Annotated in this window: 13 protein-coding genes and 3 rRNA genes; 9 read left to right on the plus strand and 7 right to left on the minus strand. The window is 67.8% G+C overall.

Annotated features, from left to right (window positions below; all coding sequences use genetic code 11):
* Positions 1-37 precede the first annotated feature (37 nt).
* From OG875_RS16540 to OG875_RS16560, 5 genes are all read left to right on the plus strand, one after another.
* Positions 38-580 carry a MarR family winged helix-turn-helix transcriptional regulator gene (locus OG875_RS16540; RefSeq protein WP_330174992.1) on the plus strand — a complete coding sequence of 181 codons (543 nt, stop codon included), beginning with the start codon at positions 38-40 and terminating at the stop codon, positions 578-580.
* Between the two features lie 606 nt (positions 581-1186).
* Positions 1187-2710 (plus strand): 16S ribosomal RNA (locus OG875_RS16545).
* A 306-nt stretch (positions 2711-3016) separates the two neighbouring features.
* Positions 3017-6139 (plus strand): 23S ribosomal RNA (locus tag OG875_RS16550).
* 80 nt (positions 6140-6219) lie between these two features.
* Positions 6220-6336 (plus strand): 5S ribosomal RNA (rrf, locus tag OG875_RS16555).
* The 16S, 23S and 5S rRNA genes sit together here, the layout of an rRNA operon.
* Before the next feature lie 384 nt (positions 6337-6720).
* Positions 6721-7341, plus strand: coding sequence for a GNAT family N-acetyltransferase (locus tag OG875_RS16560; RefSeq protein WP_330174993.1), 621 nt, complete (start codon positions 6721-6723; stop codon positions 7339-7341).
* 4 nt (positions 7342-7345) lie between these two features.
* Here OG875_RS16560 and OG875_RS16565 read toward each other — a convergent pair whose 3' ends face one another.
* The 6 genes from OG875_RS16565 to OG875_RS16590 all read right to left on the minus strand — a co-directional run bounded on the left by OG875_RS16565 (position 7346) and on the right by OG875_RS16590 (position 14962).
* Entirely contained in the window at positions 7346-9055 is a 1710-nt protein-coding gene (locus tag OG875_RS16565; protein WP_443079127.1) for a type VI secretion protein, read from the minus strand.
* Between the two features lie 5 nt (positions 9056-9060).
* Complete coding sequence (locus OG875_RS16570; RefSeq protein WP_330174994.1) at positions 9061-10509, minus strand: ATP-binding protein; 1449 nt, start codon at positions 10507-10509, stop codon at positions 9061-9063.
* A 94-nt stretch (positions 10510-10603) separates the two neighbouring features.
* The gene (locus OG875_RS16575) at positions 10604-12169 is read right to left on the minus strand and encodes an SCO6880 family protein (protein ID WP_330174995.1); all 1566 of its coding nucleotides are present in this window, start codon (positions 12167-12169) and stop codon (positions 10604-10606) included.
* Positions 12166-13506, minus strand: a complete 1341-nt coding sequence (locus OG875_RS16580) for a hypothetical protein (protein ID WP_330174996.1) — start codon at positions 13504-13506, stop codon at positions 12166-12168. The genes OG875_RS16575 and OG875_RS16580 overlap by 4 nt, the downstream gene beginning before the upstream one ends.
* Positions 13496-14377: a hypothetical protein gene (locus tag OG875_RS16585; protein WP_330174997.1), complete on the minus strand. Its 882-nt coding sequence runs from the start codon at positions 14375-14377 to the stop codon at positions 13496-13498. The genes OG875_RS16580 and OG875_RS16585 overlap by 11 nt, the downstream gene beginning before the upstream one ends.
* 285 nt (positions 14378-14662) lie before the next feature.
* The gene (locus OG875_RS16590) at positions 14663-14962 is read right to left on the minus strand and encodes a hypothetical protein (RefSeq protein WP_330174998.1); all 300 of its coding nucleotides are present in this window, start codon (positions 14960-14962) and stop codon (positions 14663-14665) included.
* Positions 14963-15969: 1007 nt separating this feature from the next.
* On the opposite strand from OG875_RS16590, the gene OG875_RS16595 reads away from it, so the two are divergent.
* The 4 genes from OG875_RS16595 (at position 15970) to OG875_RS16610 (ending at position 20672) form a co-directional block, all read left to right on the plus strand.
* On the plus strand, positions 15970-17835 hold the full coding sequence (locus OG875_RS16595) for an alpha/beta hydrolase (RefSeq protein ID WP_330174999.1): 1866 nt from the start codon (positions 15970-15972) through the stop codon (positions 17833-17835).
* Positions 17836-18050: 215 nt separating this feature from the next.
* Positions 18051-18419: a hypothetical protein gene (locus OG875_RS16600; RefSeq protein ID WP_330175000.1), complete on the plus strand. Its 369-nt coding sequence runs from the start codon at positions 18051-18053 to the stop codon at positions 18417-18419.
* 135 nt (positions 18420-18554) lie between these two features.
* Positions 18555-19577 (plus strand): C40 family peptidase, encoded by a 1023-nt coding sequence (locus OG875_RS16605; RefSeq protein WP_330175001.1) that lies wholly within the window; start codon positions 18555-18557, stop codon positions 19575-19577.
* A gap of 336 nt (positions 19578-19913) precedes the next feature.
* Entirely contained in the window at positions 19914-20672 is a 759-nt protein-coding gene (locus tag OG875_RS16610; protein WP_330175002.1) for a phosphatase PAP2 family protein, read from the plus strand.
* A gap of 112 nt (positions 20673-20784) precedes the next feature.
* Here the strand turns inward: OG875_RS16610 and OG875_RS16615 are convergent, their stop codons facing one another.
* Positions 20785-22395: an FAD-binding oxidoreductase gene (locus tag OG875_RS16615; RefSeq protein WP_330175003.1), complete on the minus strand. Its 1611-nt coding sequence runs from the start codon at positions 22393-22395 to the stop codon at positions 20785-20787.
* Positions 22396-22731: the final 336 nt, after the last annotated feature.

Raw genomic sequence — 22731 nt, forward strand, 5'->3', positions numbered from 1 at the left:
CTTCGACGCCAACGACGGGCGTGCCATACTGCGCGGCATGCCAGAGAGCCCCGCGGAACCGAGCCTCGACGAGCAGATCGCCGCCTATCAGCGGGAGTTCGACGACCTCGACCCCCAGGTGGAGCAGGTCGTCTCGGCGCTCGGCCGGCTCAACCGCCGGATGAACGTGGCGTACGGACGCCAGGTCTCCGACCTCGGCATCAGCAACGCCGAGTGGGAAGTCCTCAAGACCCTGGTCCTGTCGGGAGCCCCGTACCGCCTCGGTCCGGGCGAACTGGCCAAGCGCCTCGGACTCACCCCGGCGGCGATGACCCACCGCGTCGACCGCATGGCTGCCGAGGGTCTGGTCACGCGCGACCGGGACGAGACCAACCGGGTGCGCGTGATCGTCGAGCTGACGGACGAGGGCCGTACGAAGTGGCTGGAGGCCATGCGGATGGCCTCGGACTTCGAGGAGGACCTGCTCCAGGACCTCTCGGGGGAGGAGCGCGGAGTACTGGGAGAACTGCTGATCCGCCTGCTCCGCCGGGTGGAACACGCCCAGCCGGACGCGGGCGGCCGGCTCACCGACCTGGACTGACGGTGGCCCGGGGAGCCGATTTGACACCGCGGGGACCGCTCCGTAAGGTTCTTCGAGTTGTCATAGAGCCGTAACGGTTCTACGGCACCATCCGGCCGCTTGTTTGAATGCGGCAAACAAACTCAGCGTGACCCTCCACCGGGAACCATTTCGGCATGCCGAAAATTGATTACCGGGACTCGATTTGTGAGACGGCGGGGAAACGGGCTAGAGTTTGAAAGGTCGGAACGGCCGCAGGGCCGGAAAGACAATCCCGCTGACTGGGAATCAGGCGCCGAAAGGTTCTGATAGAGTCGGAAACGCAAGACAGCAACACAGGCAAGACAGCAAGACAGAGTAGAACAGCAGAACAGTAAGACCGAAGGGAAAGCCCGGAGGGCCCGGAGACGGGGCCGAAGGAAGCGTCCGTTCCTTGAGAACTCAACAGCGTGCCAAAAGTCAACGCCAGATATGTTGATACCCCGGCCTGGTCCACGGTTATCTGTGGGTTGGGTTGGTGGTTCCTTTGAAATGAAACACAGCGAGGACGCTGTGAACAACCGGTCTTATTCCGACTGGTTGTTCCGCTCTCGTGGTGTCACCCGACCGTAATGGGTTGGGAAAGCATTCACGGAGAGTTTGATCCTGGCTCAGGACGAACGCTGGCGGCGTGCTTAACACATGCAAGTCGAACGATGAAGCCTTCGGGTGGATTAGTGGCGAACGGGTGAGTAACACGTGGGCAATCTGCCCTGCACTCTGGGACAAGCCCTGGAAACGGGGTCTAATACCGGATAATACTGTTCCCCTCCTGGGGAATGGTTGAAAGCTCCGGCGGTGCAGGATGAGCCCGCGGCCTATCAGCTTGTTGGTGGGGTAATGGCCTACCAAGGCGACGACGGGTAGCCGGCCTGAGAGGGCGACCGGCCACACTGGGACTGAGACACGGCCCAGACTCCTACGGGAGGCAGCAGTGGGGAATATTGCACAATGGGCGAAAGCCTGATGCAGCGACGCCGCGTGAGGGATGACGGCCTTCGGGTTGTAAACCTCTTTCAGCAGGGAAGAAGCGCAAGTGACGGTACCTGCAGAAGAAGCGCCGGCTAACTACGTGCCAGCAGCCGCGGTAATACGTAGGGCGCAAGCGTTGTCCGGAATTATTGGGCGTAAAGAGCTCGTAGGCGGTTTGTCACGTCGGGTGTGAAAGCCCGGGGCTTAACCCCGGGTCTGCATTCGATACGGGCAGACTGGAGTGTGGTAGGGGAGATCGGAATTCCTGGTGTAGCGGTGAAATGCGCAGATATCAGGAGGAACACCGGTGGCGAAGGCGGATCTCTGGGCCATTACTGACGCTGAGGAGCGAAAGCGTGGGGAGCGAACAGGATTAGATACCCTGGTAGTCCACGCCGTAAACGTTGGGAACTAGGTGTTGGCGACATTCCACGTCGTCGGTGCCGCAGCTAACGCATTAAGTTCCCCGCCTGGGGAGTACGGCCGCAAGGCTAAAACTCAAAGGAATTGACGGGGGCCCGCACAAGCAGCGGAGCATGTGGCTTAATTCGACGCAACGCGAAGAACCTTACCAAGGCTTGACATACACCGGAAAGCATCAGAGATGGTGCCCCCCTTGTGGTCGGTGTACAGGTGGTGCATGGCTGTCGTCAGCTCGTGTCGTGAGATGTTGGGTTAAGTCCCGCAACGAGCGCAACCCTTGTTCTGTGTTGCCAGCATGCCCTTCGGGGTGATGGGGACTCACAGGAGACCGCCGGGGTCAACTCGGAGGAAGGTGGGGACGACGTCAAGTCATCATGCCCCTTATGTCTTGGGCTGCACACGTGCTACAATGGCCGGTACAATGAGCTGCGATACCGTGAGGTGGAGCGAATCTCAAAAAGCCGGTCTCAGTTCGGATTGGGGTCTGCAACTCGACCCCATGAAGTCGGAGTTGCTAGTAATCGCAGATCAGCATTGCTGCGGTGAATACGTTCCCGGGCCTTGTACACACCGCCCGTCACGTCACGAAAGTCGGTAACACCCGAAGCCGGTGGCCCAACCCCTTGTGGGAGGGAGCTGTCGAAGGTGGGACTGGCGATTGGGACGAAGTCGTAACAAGGTAGCCGTACCGGAAGGTGCGGCTGGATCACCTCCTTTCTAAGGAGCACTTCTCACCAGGTTCGCCTGGTCAGAGGCCAGTTCATCGGCGAACGTCCGGTGCTGGTTGCTCATGGGTGGAACGTTGACTATTCGGCACAGTTTTTCATGGTTGTCCCCAGTACTGCTTCGGCGTGGAACGGGTGATCGTGAAGGGCTGGGCCGGGCGCGCTGTTGGGTGTCTGAGGGTACGGCCGTCGTGGTTGTGTCTTCAGTTGCCGGCCCCGGTGAACTCGTCCTGTACAGGGTGGGGTGGCGGGTGGTTGGTCGTTGTTTGAGAACTGCACAGTGGACGCGAGCATCTGTGGCCAAGTTTTTAAGGGCGCACGGTGGATGCCTTGGCACCAGGAACCGATGAAGGACGTGGGAGGCCGCGATAGGCCCCGGGGAGCTGTCAACCGAGCTTTGATCCGGGGGTGTCCGAATGGGGAAACCCGGCAGTCGTCATGGGCTGTCACCCATACCTGAACACATAGGGTATGTGGAGGGAACGAGGGGAAGTGAAACATCTCAGTACCCTCAGGAAGAGAAAACAACCGTGATTCCGGGAGTAGTGGCGAGCGAAACTGGATGAGGCCAAACCGTATGTGTGTGATACCCGGCAGGGGTTGCGCATGCGGGGTTGTGGGAGTGCACTTGATCAGTCTGCCGGCTGGTCGGAGAGTCAGAAACCGTACAGGTAGGCGAAGGACATGCGAAAGGTCCGGCGTAGAGGGTAAGACCCCCGTAGCTGAAATCTGTACGGCTCTCTTGCGTATTTCCCAAGTAGCACGGGGCCCGAGAAATCCCGTGTGAATCTGGCGGGACCACCCGCTAAGCCTAAATATTCCCTGGTGACCGATAGCGGATAGTACCGTGAGGGAATGGTGAAAAGTACCGCGGGAGCGGAGTGAAATAGTACCTGAAACCGTGTGCCTACAAGCCGTGGGAGCGTCGCTGGCAGCACTTGTGCTGTCAGTCGTGACTGCGTGCCTTTTGAAGAATGAGCCTGCGAGTTTGCGGTGTGTTGCGAGGTTAACCCGTGTGGGGAAGCCGTAGCGAAAGCGAGTCCGAACAGGGCGTCTCAGTAGCATGCTCAAGACCCGAAGCGGAGTGATCTAGCCATGGGCAGGTTGAAGCGGCTGTAAGAGGTCGTGGAGGACCGAACCCACCAGGGTTGAAAACCTGGGGGATGACCTGTGGTTAGGGGTGAAAGGCCAATCAAACTCCGTGATAGCTGGTTCTCCCCGAAATGCATTTAGGTGCAGCGTCGTGTGTTTCTTGCCGGAGGTAGAGCACTGGATAGGCGATGGGCCCTACCGGGTTACTGACCTTAGCCAAACTCCGAATGCCGGTAAGTGAGAGCGCGGCAGTGAGACTGTGGGGGATAAGCTCCATGGTCGAGAGGGAAACAGCCCAGAGCATCGACTAAGGCCCCTAAGCGTACGCTAAGTGGGAAAGGATGTGGAGTCGCAGAGACAACCAGGAGGTTGGCTTAGAAGCAGCCATCCTTGAAAGAGTGCGTAATAGCTCACTGGTCAAGTGATTCCGCGCCGACAATGTAGCGGGGCTCAAGCGTACCGCCGAAGTCGTGTCATTTCAGCATGAGGGCCAACGCCCGCTGGGATGGGTAGGGGAGCGTCGTGTGCCGGGTGAAGCCGCGCCGGAAGGCAGTGGTGGACGGTTCACGAGTGAGAATGCAGGCATGAGTAGCGATACACACGTGGGAAACGTGTGCGCCGATTGACTAAGGGTTCCTGGGTCAAGCTGATCTGCCCAGGGTAAGTCGGGACCTAAGGCGAGGCCGACAGGCGTAGTCGATGGACAACCGGTTGATATTCCGGTACCCGCTTTGAAACGCCCAGTACTGAATCCTCTGATGCTGAGACCGTGAAGCCGTCCTGGAGCCTTCGGGCAAAGGGGAGTGGTGGAGCCGTCGGACCAAGGTGGTAGTAGGTAAGCGATGGGGTGACGCAGGAAGGTAGTCCAGCCCGGGCGGTGGTTGTCCCGGGGTAAGGGTGTAGCCCGAGAGATAGGCAAATCCGTCTCTTATTGAGGGTGAGACCTGATGCCGAGCCGATTGTGGTGAAGTGGATGATCCTATGCTGTCGAGAAAAGCCTCTAGCGAGTTTCATGGCGGCCCGTACCCTAAACCGACTCAGGTGGTCAGGTAGAGAATACCGAGGCGTTCGGGTGAACTATGGTTAAGGAACTCGGCAAAATGCCCCCGTAACTTCGGGAGAAGGGGGGCCATTTCTGGTGATCACTCTTGCAGTGTGAGCTGGGGGTGGCCGCAGAGACCAGCGAGAAGCGACTGTTTACTAAAAACACAGGTCCGTGCGAAGCCGTAAGGCGATGTATACGGACTGACGCCTGCCCGGTGCTGGAACGTTAAGGGGACCGGTTAGTCACATTTCGGTGTGGCGAAGCTGAGAACTTAAGCGCCAGTAAACGGCGGTGGTAACTATAACCATCCTAAGGTAGCGAAATTCCTTGTCGGGTAAGTTCCGACCTGCACGAATGGCGTAACGACTTCTCGACTGTCTCAACCATAGGCCCGGTGAAATTGCACTACGAGTAAAGATGCTCGTTTCGCGCAGCAGGACGGAAAGACCCCGGGACCTTTACTACAGTTTGATATTGGTGTTCGGTTCGGCTTGTGTAGGATAGGTGGGAGACTGTGAAGTGGCCACGCCAGTGGTTGTGGAGTCGTCGTTGAAATACCACTCTGGTCGTGCTGGATGTCTAACCTGGGTCCGTGATCCGGATCAGGGACAGTGTCTGATGGGTAGTTTAACTGGGGCGGTTGCCTCCTAAAGAGTAACGGAGGCGCCCAAAGGTTCCCTCAGCCTGGTTGGTAATCAGGTGTTGAGTGTAAGTGCACAAGGGAGCTTGACTGTGAGACCGACGGGTCGAGCAGGGACGAAAGTCGGGACTAGTGATCCGGCGGTGGCTTGTGGAAGCGCCGTCGCTCAACGGATAAAAGGTACCCCGGGGATAACAGGCTGATCTTCCCCAAGAGTCCATATCGACGGGATGGTTTGGCACCTCGATGTCGGCTCGTCGCATCCTGGGGCTGGAGTCGGTCCCAAGGGTTGGGCTGTTCGCCCATTAAAGCGGTACGCGAGCTGGGTTTAGAACGTCGTGAGACAGTTCGGTCCCTATCCGCTGCGCGCGCAGGAGTCTTGAGAAGGGCTGTCCCTAGTACGAGAGGACCGGGACGGACGAACCTCTGGTGTGCCAGTTGTCCTGCCAAGGGCATGGCTGGTTGGCTACGTTCGGGAGGGATAACCGCTGAAAGCATCTAAGCGGGAAGCCTGCTTCGAGATGAGGACTCCCACCCACTTGATGGGGTAAGGCTCCCAGTAGACGACTGGGTTGATAGGCCGGATATGGAAGCACTGTGAGGTGTGGAGTTGACCGGTACTAATAGGCCGAGGGCTTGTCCTCAGTTGCTCGCGTCCACTGTGTTAGTTCTGAGACAACGAATGACTGTGTTTTCGCCCGGTTGTTCAACAGTTTCATAGTGTTTCGGTGGTCATTGCGTTAGGGAAACGCCCGGTTACATTCCGAACCCGGAAGCTAAGCCTTTCAGCGCCGATGGTACTGCAGGGGGGACCCTGTGGGAGAGTAGGACGCCGCCGAACAATCATTCTGCCTCAACCCCCGGCCCATGGCCGGGGGTTGAGGCATTTCTGCGTCCAAAAACATTTCCGCGTCCACAACGAAATGCAGGGTCGTTCACGACGGGCGGACCAGTCTCGCCTCGTAGGCCAGGATGACCGCTTGGACGCGGTCGCGGGAGCCCGTTGTGGGAGCCCGTTTTCGCCAGTACGCGGCCCACATGTGTCTTCACCGTGGACGATTCCCAGCAGGGCCGCCGCCGCGAAGCTCGTCAGGGAGGACTGGAGGGGCAGTGCCCGGTCGCTCTCCGGCTAGCGGGCCGCCCCCACGGGGAGGGGACTGCCCAGCAGGGAGGCACAGGGGAAACTCGTTTGGCGCGGGCGGGGGCCGGCGCGGAGGATCGTGTGATGAACCCGGTCGATCGCGCGCAGCGCGCCGTAACTCCTGGAAAGACCCCACGCACCGTGCGGGCCGTCCGTGCCGACGAATGGGGCAGGGCGAAGCGGCTTCGGCTGGAGGCGCTGCGTGATCCGGCCGCGCCGGTCGCCTATCTCGACACCTACGAGAACGCCGTCGGCCGCCCGGACTCCTTCTGGCGTGAGCGGGCGGAGCAGTCGGCGCGGGGCACGTCGGCCCGGCACTTCGTCGCCGAGACGGCGGACGGCGTCTGGGTCGGCGCGGTGGTGGTGCTGGTCGAGCCGAAGGGCTCCGCCGGTGTCCTCGGGGTGCCGGGCGAGTGCGACCAGGCGCATCTCGTCGGGGTGTACGTACGGCCGGATCACCGGGGCACCGGGCTGCTGAAGGAGCTGTTCGACGCGGCCACCGGGTGGGCGTGGTCGCTGGAGGAGCCCCGGGTGGAGCGGGTACGGCTGCACGTGGACGAGCGGAACGGGCGGGCACGGGCCGCGTACGCCAAGCTCGGCTTCGAGCCCACGGGGGTGACCGTGCCCGTGGAGAGCGACCCGTCCGCGCGGGAGCTGGAACTCACCGTGACGCGGCCGGGGGACTCCCCGCGCGATCGGGCCTGACTGCTCAGGCGGGCAGTTCGTGCTGCGGCCAGCGGTCCGGCCAGCGGTCCCTGCCCTGTTCGCGGGAGCGCAGCAGGACCAGCGCGGGCAGCCCCTGTCCGTCGCCGTCGGCCAGGAGATCGGGCAGCGCGGGCAGCGGCGCCACCGCCGCCACGTCGTCGAGCACCAGGGTCATTGGTGGGTCGAGCCGGCCGGCGGATGACCGTGCGGCCATGCGGCGGCCGTGCTCGACCACGTGCGAGGTGAGAGCGGTGAGCAGCGGCATCGCTCCCGGACGGGTGCGCGGATCTTCGATCGGCTCACCCACCACATAAAGCGTGCCCCCCTCGGCGGCAAAAGAATCCAGCGCGAGGGAGTCGGCGCGATTCGGTGTGCACGCCTCCCGGATGTGGACGGACGACAGGCAGGCCAGCGCACGGGTCGTCAACTGCTGCGCGATCTCCCGCCGTTCGGGATGCGCGGTGAGCGCGGACTCCAGCAGCCCGGCGAGTCCGGAGGCGGCCTTCGGATGGGTGCGCAGCAGCCGTACGGCCTCGTGGGCGTTGCCGGCCTGCGCCCAGCGGTGCACCTGCCGGACCGGCCGCCCGTCCACCGCGGCGGCGTGCAGCCAGCAGCGCAGCAGCGTCTGCGCGGTGTCCGCCATGGCCGCGTCGAGGCGCGCCAGGGGCCGTACGGGGGCGAGCAGCGCGACCGCCCGCGCGGTGGCGGTGGCGGCGTCCTCGCAGCCGCTGGTGGGGGACCAGTGGAGGCGGGCCGGGGTGTCGCAGAGGTGGCCGGGGTCGTAGACGAGGACGGGGCCGAGTTTCGCGCGGGCGTCCTTCGTCTCGGCCCAGAGGGTGGGGTCGGAGGTGACGACGAGCGCGGGGCCCTCGGCGTCCTGGACGGCCTGGACGGCGGCGGGGCGGCGGACGTGGGGGGACCCGTAGCGGATGTGGGTGTACGGCGCGGTGCGGGGGGCGGGGACGGCTGCCGGGGGCGCGTACGCGGGGAGGGGCAGAGGTTCGGTGAGGTGGGCGGGGGCCCGTTCGACCGGGGTGGCGGGTGGCGGAGGCGGCTGCTGGACGGGTGTGCGGGGTACGGGCTCGGGCGTCGCCGGCGCCGCCTTCGTGGAGGCCCGTTCGTGCGGCTGTGCCTGCTCGTACGCCCGCGCGCGCTCCTCGTCCCGCTCCTGGTCCCGTACCTGCCTCTGTGCGCGTTCACGGGCGTCCTCGCGGGCGTCCTCGTGCGCCCGCTCGCGTTCCCGGAGCCGTACCGCACGCGAGGCGCGCCAGCGGACCACCGTGCCCAGCACGAACACCGCCAGCACGGCCGCCACCATCAGCTCGCCGATGAACAGGCCCCAGAAGAGGCCGTACCCGGAGAGTTCGCCCGGCGGGGTGTCCGGCCAGGCCGCCGGGAGGTCCTGCGGGGACGAGACCAACTGCCGTACCGCCATGGGCGTACGCATGAACGTCACCGAGTCCGGCCACGAGCCGCGCGCGAAGAGCGCCGCGAGGCCCGTCGCGGTCCACGCGAACAGCGTGACCCCGAGCATGAAGCCCAGTACGCCCAGGATCAGCCCGTCCGACACCCCGCGCTGCTGCTGCCCGGCGTCGCCGCCGGCCGGACGGCGGCGGGGACCGGGACCGGGACGGGAAGCAAGGCCGGAGCGGGGATCAGGACCGGAGCGGGGGTCAGCACCGGAGTGGGGATCGGGATCGGGTGCCGCCGTCATGCCCCTCACGCCACCGTGGACTCGGAGGACGCGTTCAGCCTCTGTTGCTCCATGAGAATCGCGCGTTGCTCCGCCTCCCATTCGGCGGCCCGCACATGGTCCGGCAGACCGTCGCTCAGGGCGTCGGCCGCGTCTGCCGCGTCGGACGCCTGGCTGTTCTCCGTCATCGCGCGGTCGGTGAACACCAGCGGCCGTTCGGCCTCGGTGACCAGGTGTTTGACGACCTGCACATTGCCGTTGACGTCCCACACGGCGATGCCCGGCGTGAGACTCGGGATGATCTCGACCGCCCAGCGCGGCAGCCCGAGCACCTGACCGGTGGCCCTCGCCTCGTCGGCCTTCTGCGCGTAGATCGTCCTGGTCGACGCCATCTTGAGGATGGCGGCGGCCTCCTTGGCGGCGGCGCCGTCGACCACGTCGGAGAGGTGGTGGACGACCGCCACGAACGAAAGACCCAGCCGGCGGCCGAACTTCAGAAGCCGCTGGAAGAGCTGCGCGACGAACGGCGAGTTGATGATGTGCCACGCCTCCTCGACCAGGAAGATGCGCTTCTTCCGGTCGGGGCGGATCCAGGTGTGCTCCAGCCACACGCCGACGATCGCCATAAGGATCGGCATCGCGATCGAGTTGCGGTCGATGTGCGAGAGGTCGAAGACGATGAGCGGCGAGTCCAGGTCGATGCCGACCGTCGTCGGGCCGTCGAACATGCCGCGCAGGTCACCGTCGACCAGCCGGTCCAGGACGAGGGCGACGTCCAGGCCCCAGGCCCGTACGTCGTCTATGTCCACGTTCATCGCCTCGGCCGACTCGGGCTCCGGGTGCCGCAGTTGCTCCACGATGTCCATGAGGACGGGCTGACGCTCCACGATCGTGGCGTGCACATAGGCGTGCGCGACCTTGAGCGCGAAGCCCGAGCGCTCGTCCAGGCCGTGCCCCATCGCGACCTCGATGATCGTGCGGAGCAGCGCGAGCTGGCCGGTCGTGGTGATCGCCGGGTCGAGCGGGTTGAGCTTGATGCCGCCGTCCAGGGCCGCCATCGGGTCGAGCCGGATGGGGGTTATGCCCAGCTGCTGCGCGATGAGGTTCCACTCGCCGGCACCGTCCTCGCCCTGTGCGTCGAGGACGACGACCTGGCGGTCGCGGAAACGCAGCTGCCGCAGGACGTACGTCTTCTCCAGCGCGGACTTGCCGTTGCCGGACTCGCCGAGGACCAGCCAGTGCGGCGCGGGGAGCTGCTGGCCGTACAGCTGGAACGGGTCGTAGATGTAGCCCTTGCCGCTGTAGACCTCGCGGCCGATGATGACGCCCGAGTCGCCGAGGCCGGGGGCGGCGGTCGGCAGATAGACGGCCTGGGCCTGGCCGGTCGACGTACGGACCGGGAGGCGGGTCGTCTCCACCTTCCCGAAGAGGAAGCTGGTGAAGGCGTCCGTGAAGGCGGACATGGGATCTCGCATCACAGGCCCCTATCAGCGGCGGTCGGCTTCCGGACGGTCGGCGTACGTGTGGTGTGTCTCCGGCTGCTCGGCCTGCTCGGCTTCCGGGCGGCGGTCATCGGCGGATGCCGGTGGCGAACGGCAGGGTGTTGACGAACGCCCGGTGGTGCTCGCGGTCGCACCACTCCAGCTTCAGGTACGACTTGCCGGCCGACGCCCGGATCGTCCGCTTGTCCCGGGCCAGGGCCTCGGGTGAGCGGGACGACACCGTGATGTACCCGACGATGTTGACTCCCGCCGCCCCGCTGGCGAGATCTTCACCCCGCTGGTCGAGCCGGCCGTGGGCGGCGATGTCACGCGGGTCGACGGTGCGGTTCATCTTGGCGGCGCGGCTCGCGTCGGCCTCGTCGTTTGTCTTCTCCGTGAGCATGCGCTCGATGGCGACCTCGGTGGGCTCCAGGTCCATGCAGACCGCGACCGTACGGATGACGTCGGGTGTGTGGACGAGCAGCGGGGCGAGGAAGTTGACGCCGACGGGGGTCATCGGCCACTCCTTCACCCAGGCCGTGGAGTGGCACCAGGGCGCGCGGGTGGACGACTCGCGGGTCTTCGCCTGGAGGAACGTCGGCTCCATGGCGTCCAGCTCGGCGGGCCAGGCGTTTCGTTTCGTCATGGCCTGGATGTGGTCTATGGGGTGGTCCGGGTCGTACATCGAGTGCACGAGGGACGCGAGCCGCGCCTGGCCGAGCGGCTGGCGGACCCGGATGTCGGCCTCCGCCAGACGGGCGCAGATGTCGGTGAGTTCGCGCGCCATGACGACGGCGAGACCGGCGTCCTTGTCGAGGCCCCGGCCGCGGCGCTTGCCACCGGCGGCCTGCCGGGCGGCGCGGGCCATGGCCTGGCCCTCGGAGGCCAGCTCGCGGGTGTAGTGCATGCAGGCCACGAGGTAGGCGCGGTGCTGCTCGCTGGAGGTCGAGACCATGGACTGGAGCTGGTCGTACGACTCCTGGAGCCAGCCCGGCGAGCCGGAGTCGCCGCGCTGGGCGACGTCCTTGGCGTGCGCGTCGGGGTCGGCGGGGAGCGTACGGGCGAGCATCTGGAGGCGGGTGACGAAGCCGTCCCCGTTGGCGACGTGCTTGAGGAGCGTGCCGAAGCGGTCGACGAGGGCTTCCTGGTCCTCGCTGTCGCGCAGGCCGACGCCGGGGCCCTCGATCTCGATGGCGGCGGTGACGGTGCGGCGGTCGGCGTGGAGCAGGACGGCGATCTCGTCGGGTCCGAAGGGGGCGGCCAGCCAGTTGATCCGTCCGATGCCGGGCGGCGGGCCGATCTCGACCTCGCGGCCGTCGGCGAGCGTGCCGGACTCCATGGCGACGGAGCGGTAGGTGGTGCCGTTGCGCAGGGTGCGCTTGAAGCTGCGGTTGATCTCGAACCACTTGTAGAGGGTGCGGTGCTTGTACGGGACGTACACCGCGGCCAGCGCGAGGAGCGGGAACCCGAGCAGGGTCACGATCCGCAGGGACAGGACGGGGACGACGAGTCCGCTCATCATGCCGAGGAACGCGCCGGCGATGATCAGCGCGATCTCGCCCGTCTCACGGTTCTTGCCGACGATCGCGTTCGGCCGCGCGCGGCCGATGAGATACGTGCGGCGGGGCGCGATCGGATGGGACTGAGTCGTCAACGCCCTCCACCTCCTGTGCTGTTGTTACCGGTTCCGCGATGGCCGTGGCTGCTGCGGCTGCTGTGGGGGGTGCCGCTGGTGGGACTGCTGGAGCGGGGTGCGGAGGTGGGCGAGGGGACGCCGCCTCCCCCGCCGCCCGACGACGGGCGGCTGCTGTGGGCGGCGACACCGCCGGAGACCGGGTTGGACGGCCTGGCCCCGCCACCGCCGCTGTCGCCACCGCCGCCTCGGCCGCTGTGGGTCTTGATGCCCTGCGAGACGACACCGGCGGGGGAGCTGATCACGGCGGCGGCCCGGCCGCCGTCGGTGGACAGCTTGGCGTTGCTGCGGGCGCTCGCGATCTCGTCGCCGAAGCCGGGGACGAAGCGGTAGATCATCGCGGAGGCGAAGATCGCGAGAAGGATGATGGCGAGCCCGGAGACGACGGCCGAGAACGAGTCGGGCCCGTCGTCGGAGGTGAGCGCGCCCGCGAGACCGAGGACGATCACGATGACGGGCTTCACCATGATGACCGCGATCATGAGCCCGGCCCAGCGGCGTACGTGGCCCCACATGTTCTTGTCGACGAGCCCGGAGTACACGACGACGCCGAGAAGGGCGCCGACGTAGAGCAGGATCGCCCGGATGAACAACTCCAGGTAGAGGATGCTGGCCGCGAGGATCGTCACGAGGGACACGACGATCAGCATGATCGGGCCGCCGCCGATCTCGGCGTCCTTCTTCAGGGCCTCGGAGAACGTCCCGAAGAACACGTCGGTCTCACCGCTGGTCCCGCCCGCGATGACCTCGGTGACACCGTCGGTGGCGGAGACAAGGGTGTAGAGGATCAGCGGCGTGAACGCGGAGGCGAGGACGGTGAGCCAGAGGAAGCCGATGGCCTCGGAGATGGCCGTGGTCAGCGGGACGCCGCGGATGGCGCGCTTGGCGACGGCCAGGAGCCAGAGGACGAGGGTGAGGATGGTGGCGGCGGCGAAGACGACGGCGTACTGGGAGAGGAACGCGGCGTTGGTGAAGTCGACCGTGGCGGTCTCCTTCACGGCCTTGGAGAGCGTGTCCACGGTCCACGCGGCGGCGTCGGCGCAGCCGCGGGCGAGGGAGGTGAGGGGGTCGAGGGAGCTGGCGGGGTCGTTGAGGGGGGAGTTGCTGCGGCTGCCGGCGTCGCCGGTGTCGCAGTACTCCTTGGCAGGGCCGATCAGGAGATCGCAGGGATCGTCGCTCGGGGACGGCGAGGGACTGGGTGCCGCTGCCGCGCGCGTCGCGAGCAGAAACACTCCCGCCTGCAAGGTCACCAACGCGGTGACGACCGAGCGAACACGGATGCCGTAGCTACCTCGCATAGGTGAAGCCTCCGTACTCGTCAACAGCCTTGCTGATCTCATCGGCGGTCGCAGCGGCGATGTCGCCGGGAACCGGTGCCGGGCCGTCCTCCTGGGTATCGGCGACGACCTTCCAGTCGTTGGCCACCCACTGCAGTTCAAAGGTCCAGGTCTTCCATGTCGTACTGACCGGGTCGGTCGAATTCGGACCGGACATCCCGATCAGGCCCGTGTACCAGACCGAGACTCTCGCGCTGCCGCCGTCGAAGTTCTCCACGTTGGTACCCACCGGAACCGTCCGGGAGATGAAGGTGCTGTTGCGGGGGGCGTTTCCGTTGGCGTCGAGACCGAGCTTGGTCAGAAACTCCGGTGAGTAGGCCTTGTCCTGCGGCCCTTTGAGTTCTTTGGCCGCGGCAGGTGTGTAGACCGTGTCTACGATCAGGTGCCTGCTGGCCCGGTTGAACATCCCGTCGGACCCCAGCGCCACCGCGTAGTTCGCCGCCGCGCTCTCCGCGCCCTGTTCGTCCTGCGCGAAGCCCGAGGGGATGCCCCCGTTCTTGCCGGTCACCGGCTTCACCCCCGACGCCGCCGTCGGTTCCGCGCCCGGTGCGTTGTCGCCGCCGGAGGTGGTGCCCGATCCGCCCGAGTCGTCGCCGCCGTCGCGGTTCGCGAACGCGATGGCCGCGATCAGCAGCACCACGACGCCCACCACCGCGATGAGCGAGCGCGAGCTGCGCTGGGGGCGGCGGGCGCCGACTCCGCCGTACCCGTAGTCGTCGCCCGCGCCGTCCGGCAGACGCGTGCGCGTCTGGCCCGTCCGGCCGAAGCCGTCGTCCGTCGAACGGCCCGGGTCGTTCCCGTGGCCGCCGCCGTGCTCGTCACCGAAGCTCATGCCGCGTCCGTCCCCTCGACCGTTTCGACCGTGTGCAGTTCCGCTCGCGGTACCGCGTACGACGGTAGCGCTGGTTTCCGCGCGGGCGCGGTGTGGTGACTCGACATCAGGGAGACGCAACCTCGGCGGATGGGCGCGACGGACGGATGGTGAGGGGACGGATGGAGTCGAGGGTGGGCTGGGATCGACGGGGCTGACGGGCTCTCGGCCTGACGGGACGCGGTGCGGCCCGGGGCCGGTGTACGGGACAGGCGTACCCGGCGCGGGCCGGCCCGATGCGCGGCGCTAGACAGCCATGCCGTACACAATCGTGAAGACCGTCCCGAGGGACCCGATGATGAAGACACCGGTCAGCCCGGCGACGATCAGCCCCTTGCCCTGCTCCGCGCTGAAGGTGTCCCGCAGCGCGGTCGCGCCGATACGCTGCTTGGCGGCACCCCAGATCGCGATGGCGAGACAGAGCAGGATGGCGATGGCCATCACCACCTCGACAATGATGCGAGCCTCGGTGCCCAGGTTCCCGAAGGGCCCCCAGCTCGGAGCGATACCACCGATGATGGTGTTGATGTCGCCCTTCTCGTCCATGCAACTCACCGCCCCTGTTGGGTTGTTAAGTGCCCGCGCCCGGCGGCACGGATCGCCTTCTATCTTCGCTGATGGAACCGGCCTCGTAAGCCCACTTGGCGGGTCTCTTTACCCGATCCCCGCACGTTTGACCGACCCGGTCGCCCTGACCTGCGTCATGAACCGGTGAAGGCGCATACGCGCACGGTCACTCTGTGTATCACGGAGAGTGACTCCGGGCAATGATTGGCGTTGTGCACCCTTGACCCCGCCGAGGTTTTGCGTCCGTGCGCCATCCGTGCGCCACCCGAGGGCGCGAGCGGGGCCCACCGTACGGGTGAACCCGCGTGGGACGCCCGGCTGTTGCCGAGGGCGTCCGATGCCAACGGGGAACGGGCCTCCGGCCGTTCCGGGGCCCGGCGGCGGTCCCTTCGCTCCCCCTTCCCCGCGCCTTTCGCCCGCTCCGGATTGGGACAGTGCCACCCGGCATCCCGGACAACAGAGGACAGGGCGGGTGGCATGGCGGGCGATTCGGGCGGTTTGCGGGCACTGGTCGACGGGCCTGACGGGGCGGGTGCGGGGCCCGTGCCGGGAGCGGGGTCGTCGGGCGGGGGCGGCGGGGAGCGGCTGAGACACAGCGACGGGCCGTGGACCCGGGCGGCGGGCGGGGCCGAGGTGATGCGTACCCAGCTGGCGCGCCTGGGCGCGGAGTTCGAAACGGCGCACGAGGGCGTGGCGGGGTCTGGGGAGGGGCTGAGCGCGGTCGCGGTCCTGGGGAGCGTACGTACGTCATGGGAACGGCGCATCGAGGCAGCCCGGGACGAGTGCGGGACTCTGGCGGGCCGGCTGCGGGCGGTGGCGAGGACGCAGGGTGAGCGGGACGCGGCGGTGAGGTCGGGACTGGTGGGGCTCGACGCGGTCCCTGACGTGGGGGTTGATGTGGGCCCTGACGCCGTGGGGGTCGGCCCAGGGGCGGGCGCCGGAGCGGACGTCGGAGCAGACGTCGGCCGTGGTGTGAGGGCCGGGCGGTGAGGGGCAGTGGTGGTGGGCTCGGAGGGCTCACCTGGACGCAGTTACGGGACGTCGGCTGCGCCGGGCTGGAGGACGCGGCGGACGGCTGGGGCAGGGCCAGCAACCGCGCGGACGCCGCCCGGGACCGGATCGACAAGCAACTCCTCGCCGGGCTGACCGCGACTCAGGAGGGCGAGGCGGCGCGGGCGGCGGTGGGACGCCTGCGGGCGCTGTCGCGGAACTTCCAGTACATCTACACGGAGTGCGGGCTGGTCCGCACGACGCTCAACAGCCTCGCCCAGGACCTGCGGGGCTCGCAGCGGCGGTTGCGGGACGCGCTGGACGACGCCGCCGCGCTGCGGTTCACGGTGGGGCCGGACGGGTCCGTGAGCTACCCCGAGGCCGGCGAGGACCCGCTCACGAAGCAGAAGCTGAGGGGCGGTACGGCGTCGGGCCAGGCGTATCCGGTCTCCGCCCCGCCACCGGGGCTCACCGGTCCGAACCCGCTCGCGGCGAAGGCACAGGCCGTCGCGGACCGGATCGCCCGGGCGGTGAGCGAGGCGGCGGAGACCGACACGCGGTACGCGCGCACGCTGCGGAACCTGACCGCGCGGGACGGGCTGACCGTCACCGGCGCCATGTGGGCGGACACGAGCGCCGACGCCACGGCCGTGCGCGCGCTGACGGCGGACTACCTGCGGGACGCGATCCCGCGCGACGGGACGGCGGCCGAACGCCTGGCGTGGTGGCGGGGCCTGACGGCGGAGCAGCGGGAGGAGTACCTGGCGGTCCACCCGGACCTCATCGGCAACCTCGACGGCATCCCGGCGACGGTCCGCGACGCGGCGAACCGCGACAACCTCGCACTGCTCATGGGCAGGCTGGAGGGACTGGACGACGACAGATCGCGGACGATGCTGGCGGGGCTGCGATCGATCGACGAGCAACTACGGGCCGGCGGGCATCCGCCCATGTTTCTGCTGGGCATCGGGGACGAGGGAAACGGCCGGGCGATCGTGTCGTACGGGAATCCGGACACGGCGCGGAACGTGTCGGCCTATGTGCCGGGGCTGGGAACGGGACTCGACGCCGGATTCGCGGAGGACGATCTGAGGCGGGCGAGGGACACGATGGTGGGCGCACTGGAGTACGACACGTCCACGGCGTCGATCGTGTGGCTCGGCTATGACGCGCCGCAGCTGTCCGTGGACGACATCACGGGAAACACGGACGTGATGTTCACCGGTCACGCGGAGGCGGGGGCGTCGGCGTACCGCGAATTCATGGCGGGAATCGAGGCGACGAACGAGCACGAGAATCCGCATCTGACAGCGGTGGGCCATTCGTACGGTTCTCTGACCGTGGGCCAGGCGGCGCAGCACGACGGGGGTATTCCGGGTGTCGACGACATTGTTCTGGTGGGCAGCCCGGGAACGGGCGCGAATTCCGCGGAGGAGCTGGGTGTGGGCAGGGGACACGTCTATGTCGGCGCGGCGGAGAACGACCCGGTGACCCGCATGCCGGCGAAGGCCGAGGCCCAGGGCCTGGGAATGGGCGCCCTGAGCGGGGCGTCGGTGGGCGCGGCCCTGGGCGGACCGGTGGGCGCGGCGGCCGGGGCGGCGGGTGGCGCGGTGATGGCGTTCGTCGCACAGGACGCGCAGACGGCGAAGAGCGAGATCTGGTTCGGCACGGACCCGGCGCACGAGGACTTCGGAGCGAGGAGATTCAGGGTGGATGACGGGCCGCATCCGGTTCTGGAGATGGGCGGGGTGCGGGCGCACTCCAACTATTTCGATCCGGGGAAGGACGAGGAATCAGCGGACAATATCGCCCTGATCATTGCGGGTCAGGGCCGCCTGGTCACGGGTCAGGAGCGTCGATGAGGGGTGTTCGAGCGATCGGCGCGCTACTCCTGGTCGCATTGGCACCGGGATGCACGGGTCCCTTCGGGGAAAGCGACGGAGAAGGGAAGGCGTCGGGTGTGAATATGCAAGAAGCCGCGATCAAGGCTGACTCCATCATGGGGGAAACACTGGACGGAATCAGACCCGCACTCCGGTGGAATCATGGTCCGTCGCACGACAGCGAGTGCCGTGATATGGCGGGTACCGGTTCGGTGAAGCGGCGGATCGCCGTGATGACCGTCGTCTCCAGGGAACGACGAGGCAGCCTGCTCGGTGTGGTGGAGCGCAACTGGAAGGCTCGGGGTTACCAGGTCACCGGTGTACGGGCGAGTGAGGAGTTGCCCGCCATGTATGCGTCCACGCCCGACGGATTTCGTATGAGGATCGCCGTCGCCGGAGAAGGCCAGTTCTTCTTCTCCATCACGACGCCGTGTTTCGCCAAGTCCGACGTCGCCGACCCCCTGACCCGGCCGAACACCCCCCAACGCGAGGGCGGGTACCCCCAGCGTCCCGACGTCCGCGACGACTTCTGGTCCGTGGACGCGCCCCCACCCCGCGCCTGAGCGCCCGTCAGTTCGCCCTGACCTTCCGGCCGCCCCTGTGGCACAGTCGTTCCCGTGGATGCATGTCCGAATAGCACCGACACGACAGGCGGGAAAATAGCGGTGGTCGTTGGCCGGATGGGGGAGGGTTGAGGGGTGCGTAGATTCTGGGTGGCGGGTGTGGTCGGGCTGGGGCTGAGTCTCTGCTTCGTCGCGCTGCTCGTCGTCGGTACGTACTCCGCCGCCGCCGGGCTCGTCGGTGGTGGAGGCGGCGCGGTGGCGCTGGCCAAGGGGGCCGTGCCGGCCAAGTACCAGCGTCTGGTGCAGCAGTGGGGCAATCTCTGCCCGGCGATCAACCCGGCGCTGCTCGCCGCTCAGCTGTACCAGGAGAGCGGCTGGGACCCGGATGTCGTGAGTCCGGCCAAGGCGCAGGGCATCGCGCAGTTCATCCCGGGCACCTGGGCGGCGCACGGCGTCGACGGGGACAAGGACGGCGACCGGGATGTGTGGGACCCGAACGACGCGATCCCGTCGGCCGCCTCGTACGACTGCAAACTCGCCGGGTATGTCGACGATGTGCCGGGCGATCAGACGAAGAACATGCTCGCGGCGTACAACGCGGGCGCGTACGCGGTGATCAAGTACGGCGGTGTCCCGCCGTACCGCGAGACCCAGAACTACGTGAAGGTCATCACCACCCTCCAGCAGAGCTTCGCCCGCCCCGTCGGCCGCGTCGAGCCCTCGCGGCAGGCTGCCGCCGCCATCTACTTCGCGCAGCAGAAGCTCGGCACGAAGTATCTGTGGGGCGGCAACGGGACGCCCGAGCAGCAGGGGCGGTTCGACTGTTCGGGGCTGACGCAGGCCGCCTACCGGACCGTGGGGATCGAGCTGCCGCGGGTGGCCAACGATCAGTACAACGCGGGCAAGCACCCGTCGCGCGACGAGCTGATGCCCGGGGACCTGGTGTTCTTCTCCGACGATCTCACCAACTCGCGGGCCATCCGGCATGTCGGGCTCTACGTCGGTGGCGGGTACATGATCAACGCTCCGTACACCGGCGCGGTGATCCGGTTCGACAAGATCGATACGCCCGACTACTTCGGGGCCACCCGCGTCACCGAGGACGGCGCGAAATCGCTGCCGACCGATCTGCCCGCCGGGCGGCGGTCCGGTGCGTAGAACGGCTGACAGTGCGTCGGTTCGGCCGGATGCGGGAGAGGCCAGGAGTTGACACCCGGAAGGGTGGAGTCCGGGCGATTCCAGGAGGCCCATGGCCGGAATTACCCGTTCGTTCACCCCTCTGAGCTGGGACGATGTGTCACTCTTCGATAACGTCCTGGAGATCGTCCGGTGAAGACTGGAACCTGCGGGGGTATGAGGCCGTTCCCTGGACTGATGCTGTGGCGTTGATCGCGCAGCACTGACCGCAAGCACCACGGGGGTTGGTGGGAACGACACGCCCGAAGGCGTGCCGTCGTGGGCGACGAGGCAAGACAAGGCAAGGGGCCGCGGCAGATGGCTGGACTCGCGATCGATGGGTCGAACCCCGATGTCAGCCTGCTCCAGGACATCAACGGCCTGGCCGGGTCGGCACCCGGCTGGTTCGACCGGGGCATGCGGTACGCCGGCGAGTACGGAATCGTCGTCGGGCTCGTCCTTCTCCTGCTCTGGTGCTGGTGGAGCGTGCGTCGGCGCGGGGCGGCCGAGGATTCCGTGGCCGCCGTAGCCGGGCTGCTGTGGGCGCCGCTCGCCGCCGGGGCCGCGCTGCTGGTCAACATCCCGATCCGGGACTTCGTCGCCCGCGACCGGCCCTTCGTGGACCACCGGGGGCTCGACGTCCTCGCGCCCGCCCGGACCGACTTCTCCTTCGTCAGTGACCACGCCACGCTGGCCATGGCCCTCGGCGTCGGCATCTTCGTCGCCCACCGCGGCTTCGGCCTCGCCGCCATCGGGCTCGCGCTCGTCGAGGGCTTCAGCCGCGTCTACGTGGGCGTGCACTACCCGACCGACGTGATCGGCGGGTTCGCCCTCGGAACGGCCGTGGTGCTGCTCCTCGCGCCGCTCGCCCTGGCGCTGCTCACCCCACTGGTATCCGCGGTCTGCCGGTCGCGCCGGGCGGGGTCGCTCGTCCGGTCACGGGCCGCGCGTGACGCCGACCGCGCCGAGTCGGACGCCGTGGCCGCGGGCTCGGGCCCGGACACCGGGGACGAGCCGGGGACCCGGCCGCTCGGCATCCCCGAGCCCCGGCCCGACGACAACAACCTCGCCGCGTAGGGAAACCGGGACCGGGGCGGAGGCTGTCGGAAGCCGTCGCCAGGGCCGCCGTCGGAAGGGCCGCCGGCAGTCGTCGGCGCGTCGGAGGCCGGTCGGAGCGCCTGTGGGAAGTTCAGAGCGCCTGCGGGAAGTGGAACAGGCGGTCGGGGTCGTACCGCTCCTTCACCGTCTTCAGCCGTCCCGCCGCCGGGCCGTAGTACGCCGTGCGCCAGTCGGTCAGGTCCGGGTCCGTGTAGTTCTGGTACGCCGCGCCCGATGCGTACCGGCGCAGCGAATCTTGGCTGGTTCTCAGCCATGCCCGCTGTCTGGTGCCGGGCGTGCCGGGACGCCAGGAAGCCACGTACTGCGCGAGCATCCGGGAGCCCCGGTGCACGAAGGACGTGGCCGGCGGGTCCACCCGGTTGATCGCGCCGCCGAGCGCGGTCAGCGTGATCGTGCCCGCGCCCGCGCCGTCGGCGACCTCGATACGGCTGAAGTCCTCGACGGCCGCCAGCAGCGTGCCGATGCCCGGGGACGGGAGTGAACGGTCGTAGAAGTCGGAGGTCGCCGCGTACGTCTCCCGCCGCAGTACGCCGTCCTTCCCCCGCCCCGGAGTCGTCCCCGGCAGCCGGCACTGCTCGTCACTCAGCCCGGCGCAGCCGGCGAACGCCAGCATCGACTCCTCGTAGCCGCGCGGGCGCAGCGCGACCAGGCTCGCCGGGGAGCCCGCGCGGTCGGCGAGCCGGTCGACGGCGTTCCTGAGGTCGGACTCGGTGCCGAGGGTGAAGGCGGACAGCGAGACCGTAGGGTCGGCGGCCCCGCCGCCCGCGCCGACCGCGAGATGGAGCGAGGACCAGATCTCGTCCGGCTGGTCGGGGCCCCACTCCTGCCAGGCCGCGACCACCGAACGGGCCTTGGACCAGGGCCAGTTGAGGTGTGCGGTGACGCCGTCCGGGGCGGGGTGGGTGCGGAAGCGGAGTTCGGTGACGACGCCGAAGTTGCCGTTGCCCGCGCCCCGCAACGCCCAGAACAGGTCCGGATGGTGTTCGGCGTCGGCGGTCAGCCGCCTGCCGTCGGCCGTGACGAGTGTCGCCGAGACGAGGCTGTCGCAGGTCAGCCCGTACGCGCGGGAGACGACACCGTGCCCGCCGCCCAGGGTGAGACCGGAGATCCCGACCGTGGCGCAGGAGCCGCCGGGGATCGTGCGGTCCTTCCGGGCGAGCGCGCCGTAGACGTCGACGAGCTTCGCGCCCGCGCCGATCACCCCGTCCGACGCGGCGTCGCCGAGGCCGTCGAGCGAGGAGATGTCGATGACGAGCCGCCCGTTGCCGCTGGACCAACCGGCGTAGGAATGGCCGCCGTTACGGATCGAGACGGGTGTGCCGTGGGCGCGGGCGAAGGCCAGGCACTCGCGGATGTCGTCCTCGCCCGCGACGTACGCGACCGCGGCCGGTTTCAGTTGGTCGAAGCGGGTGTTGTAGAGCTGGCGGGCCGTGTCGTACGCGCCGTCGCCCGGTCGTACGAGGCGCCCGTCCAGGCCCGACGCGAGCGCGCCCCAGCGCGGCGGTCCGGCCGGAGCGGTCGTGGACGGGGAGGCGGGGGACGCGGGGGAAGTGCCGCGCGACGCGGGGGGTTTGTTCGCCGTGGCGCCCGGCGGACCGTCCGCGCGGCCACCCGTACAGGCGCTCACCACGCCCGCCGTGGTCACGGCCAGTGCGCCCGCCAGCAATGCGCGCCGTTCCATCGGACGCCTCCCGGGTCTCGGTGAGGTCAGTCTGCCCCGTGATGGGAGGCCGCATCGGTTCTCGCACGGTCGCGGGAGCGCCTGGCCGGTCCTGACCAGCCGCAGGTGCAGCGCGCCAGCGCGAACGAGCCACGCTCGACGGTCGACACGCGGTGGGTGCCGGGGCCGTCCGGGGCGACTGCGGAGAGCTGGGGGGAGTGGGTGGGCGGGTCAGGGGCTTCTTGCTCGCGCACGTTTTCACCGTACTCGTGCGTACGTTCCCCGCCGACGACCCGTGCGTGACGGCACGCGCCAAACGTCGTTATCGGGACAGGGCTGTCGGGATCGGGCCGGGGC

The organism is Streptomyces sp. NBC_01498 (genome assembly GCF_036327775.1).
Lineage (GTDB): Bacteria > Actinomycetota > Actinomycetes > Streptomycetales > Streptomycetaceae > Streptomyces.